Source organism: Hydrogenophaga sp., from assembly GCF_041633695.1.
Classification (GTDB): domain Bacteria; phylum Pseudomonadota; class Gammaproteobacteria; order Burkholderiales; family Burkholderiaceae_C; genus Hydrogenophaga.
On sequence record NZ_JBFJMY010000239.1, the window covers coordinates 1 to 6,451 of the forward strand.

The 6,451-nt window shown below is 63.8% G+C and carries 7 protein-coding genes; all 7 read left to right on the top strand.

Annotated elements, in window-relative coordinates; all coding sequences use genetic code 11:
• On the top strand, window positions 1–867 hold an 867-nt coding region (locus ABYB95_RS14585; protein WP_372659294.1), incomplete at its 5' end, for an acyl-CoA dehydrogenase family protein.
• A gap of 62 nt (window positions 868–929) precedes the next feature.
• Window positions 930–1,589 (top strand): carbonate dehydratase, encoded by a 660-nt coding sequence (can, locus tag ABYB95_RS14590; RefSeq protein WP_372659295.1) that lies wholly within the window; start codon window positions 930–932, stop codon window positions 1,587–1,589.
• A 30-nt stretch (window positions 1,590–1,619) separates the two neighbouring features.
• Window positions 1,620–3,443, top strand: a complete 1,824-nt coding sequence (gene aceK, locus ABYB95_RS14595) for a bifunctional isocitrate dehydrogenase kinase/phosphatase (RefSeq protein WP_372659296.1) — start codon at window positions 1,620–1,622, stop codon at window positions 3,441–3,443.
• Window positions 3,444–3,485: 42 nt separating this feature from the next.
• Complete coding sequence (locus tag ABYB95_RS14600; RefSeq protein ID WP_372659297.1) at window positions 3,486–4,679, top strand: acetyl-CoA C-acyltransferase; 1,194 nt, start codon at window positions 3,486–3,488, stop codon at window positions 4,677–4,679.
• An 82-nt stretch (window positions 4,680–4,761) separates the two neighbouring features.
• Window positions 4,762–5,430, top strand: coding sequence for an SDR family oxidoreductase (locus ABYB95_RS14605; RefSeq protein WP_372659298.1), 669 nt, complete (start codon window positions 4,762–4,764; stop codon window positions 5,428–5,430).
• A 27-nt stretch (window positions 5,431–5,457) separates the two neighbouring features.
• Entirely contained in the window at window positions 5,458–5,850 is a 393-nt protein-coding gene (locus ABYB95_RS14610; protein WP_372659299.1) for a VOC family protein, read from the top strand.
• Between the two features lie 34 nt (window positions 5,851–5,884).
• Window positions 5,885–6,451, top strand: a 567-nt coding sequence (locus ABYB95_RS14615; protein ID WP_372659300.1) for an acyl-CoA dehydrogenase family protein, incomplete at its 3' end; no start/stop codon positions are given.

A 6,451-nucleotide genomic window follows, 5' to 3' on the forward strand; every position in this document is an offset into this window, starting at 1 on the left:
CTCAACGGCACCGACGCCCAAAAAGCCAAATACCTGCCCAAGCTGATCAGCGGCGAACACGTGGGCGCGCTGGCCATGAGCGAACCCGGCGCTGGCTCCGACGTCATCAGCATGAAGCTGAAGGCGGAAGACAAGGGCGGTTACTACCTGCTCAACGGCAACAAGATGTGGATCACCAACGGGCCGGACGCCGACACCCTGGTGGTCTACGCCAAGAGCGAACCCGAGATGGGCGCGCGTGGCGTCACCGCCTTCCTGATCGAGAAGGGCATGAAAGGCTTTTCGGTGGCGCAAAAGCTCGACAAGCTGGGCATGCGCGGCAGCCACACCGGCGAGCTGGTGTTCGACAACGTGGAAGTGCCGGCCGAAAACATCCTGGGCGGGCTCAACATGGGCGCCAAGGTGTTGATGAGCGGCCTGGACTACGAGCGCGCCGTGCTGACCGGTGGGCCGCTGGGCATCATGCAGTCGGTGATGGACAACGTCATCCCCTACATCCACGACCGCAAGCAGTTCGGCCAGAGCATCGGCGAATTCCAGTTGATCCAGGGCAAAGTGGCCGACATGTACACCGTGCTGCAGGCCGGGCGTTCCTTCGCCTATACCGTGGCGAAAAACCTGGATCTGCTGGGCACGGAGCACGTGCGCCAGGTGCGCAAGGACTGCGCCTCGGTCATCTTGTGGACGGCGGAAAAAGCCACCTGGATGGCCGGCGAGGGCGTGCAGATCTACGGCGGCAATGGCTACATCAACGAATACCCGCTGGGCCGTTTGTGGCGCGACGCCAAGCTGTACGAGATCGGTGCCGGCACCAGCGAAATCCGGCGCATGCTGATCGGTCGCGAGCTGTTCGCGGAAACCTGCTGAGACCAACACGCCATAGCTTTGAACCGTGGAAATCAAGCCATTTCTGGCTCTAAGATCACCCCATGACCTCCAAACTTCAAGACCTTTTTGATCACAACAAAGAGTGGGCCGCCGCCATGGTGCGCGACAAGCCCAGCTTCTTCACCGACTTGCTGGCGCAACAGAGCCCGCAGTACATGTGGATCGGCTGTTCCGACAGCCGCGTGCCCGCCAACCAGATCACCGGGCTGGCGCCGGGTGAGGTGTTCGTGCACCGCAACGTGGCCAACGTGGTGGTGCCCACCGATCTGAATTGTTTGTCCACCATCCAGTTCGCGGTGGACCAGTTGAAGGTCAAGCACCTGATGGTGGTGGGGCACTACGGTTGTGGTGGTGTGAAAGCCGCTTTGAACAATGTGCGCGTGGGTTTGGCCGACAACTGGCTGCGCCACATCAAGGACGTGCGGGACCGTCATGCCGACTTGTTGGCCGCCACACCCGAAGCGCACCGCTTGGACGTGATGTGCGACCTCAACGTGATCGAACAGGTGATGAACGTGGCGCAGACCACCGTGGTGCAAGACGCCTGGGCGCGCCAGCAAACGCTCACGCTGCACGGGTGGGTGTATGGTCTGCGCGACGGTTTGTTGCAAGACCTGCTGATGACGGTGGACGGCGCAGAGGGGCTGGACGCGGCCTACCGCGCGGCCATTGCCGGTGTGGCTGCGGCGCGCCGCGCCTGAACGCCCCTGACTCGGCCCCGGTGCCCGCCCATGTTTCCCCAACGGCTCGACTCCACCCTGGCCTACGACGTGGCCAAGGCCATGATGGATGGGTTCAACCGGCACTACCGCTTGTTCCGTTCCGAATCGGCCCGGGCCAAGCACCGGTATGAAACCTGCGACTGGAGCGGACAGCAGCGGGCACAGCGCGAACGCATCGAGTTCTACGATCTGCGGGTCAAGGAGTGCGAAAAGCGCCTGATCAAGGAATTTTCGGCGCAGGCGCAGCCCATGCCGGTGTGGGAGCAAATCAAGCTGCACTACATCGGGCTGCTGGTCAACCACCGCCAACCCGAACTGGCCGAAACCTTTTTCAACTCGGTCACCACCAAGATCCTGCAGCGCGCCTATTTTCAGAACGACTTCATTTTTGTGCGCCCGGCGGTCTCCACCGAGTACCTGGAAAACGAAGAGCAGGACGCGCGCCCCACCTACCGCTGTTACTACCCCGGTGCCGAGAGCATGGCCGCCGAAGTGCTGCGCATGGTGCAGGACTTCGATTTGCGCGTGCCGTTTGAAAACCTGGGCCGCGATGTGGCACTGGTGCACGAGGCCATGAAGCGCCATTTCGACCACAGCAAGCTGCGCGCCAATTTTCAGATCCAGGTGCTGTCCAGCCTGTTCTTTCGCAACAAGGGCGCCTACATCGTGGGCAAGCTCATCAACGGCTTTCAGGAAGTGCCGTTTGCCTTGCCGGTGCTGCACAACGGCGAGGGCCAGCTGGTGATCGACGCGGCGCTGTTCGGCGAAGACGATCTGCTGATCCTGTTCTCGTTCGCGCGCGCCTACTTCATGGTCGACATGGAGATCCCCAGCGCCTATGTGCAGTTTCTGCGCAGCATGATGCCGCGCAAGCCCCGCGCCGAGTTCTACAACGCGCTGGGTCTGGCCAAGCAAGGCAAGACCTTGTTCTACCGCGACTTTCTGTTCCACATGCGGCACAGCACCGACAAGCTGCGCATCGCCCCCGGCATCAAGGGCATGGTGATGCTGGTGTTCGATCTGCCGAGTTTTCCGTTCGTGTTCAAGCTCATCAAAGACTATTACCCGCCGCAGAAAGACACCACGCGCGAACAGATCCGGGGCAAGTACCAGTTGGTCAAGCAGCACGACCGCGTGGGCCGCATGGCCGATACGCTGGAGTTCTCCGGCGTGGGTTTTCCGCGCGAGCGCTTCACCGACGAGCTGATCACCGAGATTCAGAAATTCGCGCCCAGCCAGCTGGAGATGAGCGACCACAACGGCGACGGCCACCTCGAGGTGGTGCTGAAACACGTCTACATCGAGCGCCGCATGATCCCGCTCAACATCTATCTGCAAGAAGCGTTTGACGCCTTGCGGCTGCGCGAAGACGATCGGAAGGCGCACGCGCAGCTCGAACGGGCTGTGGTCGAATACGGCAACGCCATCAAAGACCTGGTGGCCGCCAACATCTTTCCCGGCGACATGTTGTGGAAGAACTTCGGCATCACGCGCCATGGCAAGGTGGTGTTCTACGACTACGACGAGATCGAGTACGTCACCAACTGCAACTTCCGCCGCGTGCCCGAGCCGCGCAACGAAGAAGACGAGATGTCGGGCGAGGTCTGGTACACGGTCGGTCCCAAAGACGTGTTCCCCGAAACCTTTGGCCCGTTCCTGCTCGGCAATCCGACCGTGCGCGCGGTGTTCATGCGGCACCACGCCGATTTGCTGGACGCGGCATTCTGGCAAAGCCACCAGGCACGCATCGCCCAGGGGCACGTGCACGACGTGTTCCCGTACGAAAACGAGCGGCGTTTTCTGCAACACCGGCCCCAAGCCCTACCGGCTTGACAGGCCGGCCCCTTTTTTTTGCTTTACCCCAAGGAGAACCTCATGAGCCATACCCTCACCGATCCCATCGTCATCGTGGGTGCTGCCCGCACCCCCATGGGCTCTTTCCAGAGCGATTTCGCCAGCCTCAGCGCGCACGATCTGGGCGGCGCTGCCATCCGGGCCGCTGTCGAGCGCGCGGGCGTGGATGTTGCGCTCGTTGATGAAGTGTTGTTCGGCAACTGCCTCATGGCCGGACAAGGCCAGGCCCCCGCGCGCCAGGCCGCGCTCAAGGGTGGTCTGCCGATGTCGGCCGGCGCCGTCACCTTGTCCAAGATGTGCGGCTCGGGCATGAAAGCCACCATGCTGGCGCACGACATGTTGGCCGCTGGCAGCGCCACGGTGATGGTCTCGGGCGGCATGGAGAGCATGACCAACGCGCCCTACCTGATGCTCAAAGGGCGCGGCGGCTACCGCATGGGCCACGACAAGATTTACGACCACATGATGTTGGACGGGCTGGAAGACGCCTACGAAGCCGGGCGTTCCATGGGCACGTTCGGTGAAGACTGTGCGGCCAAATACAGCTTCACCCGCGAGCAGCAAGACGCCTTTGCCATCGCCTCGGTGACACGCGCCAAAGCCGCCACCGAAAGCGGTGCCTTCGCCGCCGAGATCACGGCCGTCACGGTGAAAGACCGCAGCGGCGAGCGCGTGATCGGCATCGACGAAGGCCCGGGCAAAGTCAAGCTCGACAAGATCCCCAGCCTCAAACCCGCGTTCAAGAAAGACGGCACCATCACCGCCGCCAGCAGCTCGTCGATCAACGACGGCGCGGCCGCCCTGGTGCTGATGCGCGCCTCGACCGCGAAGGCGCAGGGCTTGACGCCGCTGGCCCGCATCGTCGCCCATGCCACCCACGCGCAAGAACCCAACTGGTTCGCCACCGCCCCCGTGGGTGCGACGAAAAAGCTGCTCGAAAAGACCAACTGGGCCGTGACCGACGTGGACCTGTGGGAAATCAACGAAGCCTTTGCCGTGGTGCCCATGGCGCTCATGAAGGAGTTGGACATTCCGCACGAAAAAGTCAACATCAACGGCGGCGCCTGCGCCCTGGGCCACCCCATCGGTGCCAGCGGTGCGCGCATCCTGGTCACGCTGCTGCACGCGTTGCAAGCCAAGGGTTTGAAAAAGGGCGTGGCCACCCTGTGCATCGGCGGCGGAGAAGCCACGGCCATGGCCGTGGAACTGCTGTAACACCCACACGCCGCCAGGGCCACCTGCGGTTCGGCCAAGCCGGTTCCGCGGTCGCCCTGGCGCTCCATTCTTCGAACACGTCATGAGCACCATCCTCATCATCGGCGCCTCGCGCGGCATTGGCCTGGCGCTGGCGCAGCAATACCTGGACGAAGGTTGGCGGGTGATCGCCACGGCGCGCGACGCGACCGGTCTGGCGCGCCTGCGTGCGCTGGGCGCCGAGGCCTGGACGCTGGACGTGGCCCAGCCCACCAGCGTGAGCGGGCTGGCCTGGCAGCTCGATGGCGAGAAACTCGATCTGGCGTTGTACGTGGCCGGTGTGCTGGAGTCTGCCGGGGCCGACACGCCGCCCACGCAAGAGGCTTTCGACCGGGTGATGCGCACCAATGTGCTGGGCGCCATGCAGGTGGTGCCGCAGGTTCTGCCTTGTGTGGAAGCGGCCGCAGGTGTGTTCGGCGTGCTCTCCAGTTCCATGAGCCTGATCGGCAGCGTGGCGGGCAGCAATGCCTGGTTGTACCGCGTGAGCAAGGCGGCACTCAACATGGCCTTGAGCAGCGCGCGTTTCGACTACCCCGGCGCCACGCTGGTGGCGCTGGACCCTGGCTGGGTCCAGACCGAGATGGGCGGAGCGGGCGCGCCGCTCACGGTGCAGGACAGCGCCAGCGGTTTGCGTGCGGTGCTGGCCAGCGTCACGCAGGCCGACAATGGCCGCCTGCTGCACGTGGATGGCCGGCGCGCCGATCACTGGTAGACCCGTGAACCACCACCGGAGCAGCCCATGTTGTCCCACATATTTGTGAGCGTGAGCGACTTTGACCGGGCGCTGGCCTTTTACCAACCGCTGATGGCGGCCCTGGGCCACGAGCCCCGTTTTTGCGAGCCCGATCTGCCCTGGGCGGGTTGGCACAGCGCGGGCGGCCAGCGGCCCTACTTTGTGATTTGCCACCCGCACAACGGCGCGGCGCACGACCCCGGCAACGGGCCGATGACCGCCTTTACCGCGCCCAGCCGTGCGGTGGTGGACGCGGTTTATGGCGCCGCGTTGCAACAAGGTGCGGTCTCGGAAGGCCCGCCGGGTTTGCGCCCGCACTACCACCCAAACTACTACGGCGCCTACTTTCGAGACCCCGACGGCAACAAGCTCTGCGTGGTCTGCCACGATCCCGTTTGATCGCGCCACTTTCCCCATTTTTTGAGACAACTCCATGCTGCTGAACGAAGACCAAATCATGATCCGCGACGCGGTGCGCGCTTTTGCCCAGGAACAGCTCTGGCCCAACGCCGCGCGCTGGGACAAGGAGCACCACTTTCCCAAGGATGCGCACAAGGGCCTGGCCGAGCTGGGCGCCTACGGCATCTGCGTGCCGGAAGAGCTGGGCGGAGCGGGTTTGAATTACCAGACCCTGGCCGTGGTGCTGGAAGAAATCGCCGCGGGTGATGGCGGCACCAGCACGGTGATCAGCGTCACCAACTGCCCCGTCAACGCGATCCTGATGCGCTACGGCAACCAGGCGCAGCAAGAGCAGTGGCTGCGTCCGCTGGCCGCCGGCCAGATGCTGGGTGCGTTCTGCCTGACCGAGCCGCACGCCGGCAGCGACGCTTCTTCGCTGCGCACCACCGCCACGCTCGAAGGCGATGTCTACGCCATCAACGGCGTCAATCACGCCCCGTTCGCGGCCTTCGGGGGCTGGTCTGGTGCGATCAGTGCCGAGGCCGCTCCGGAAGTCAAAGATGCGGCCTACGCCTTTTTGTCGTACATGAACCAGCCCGAG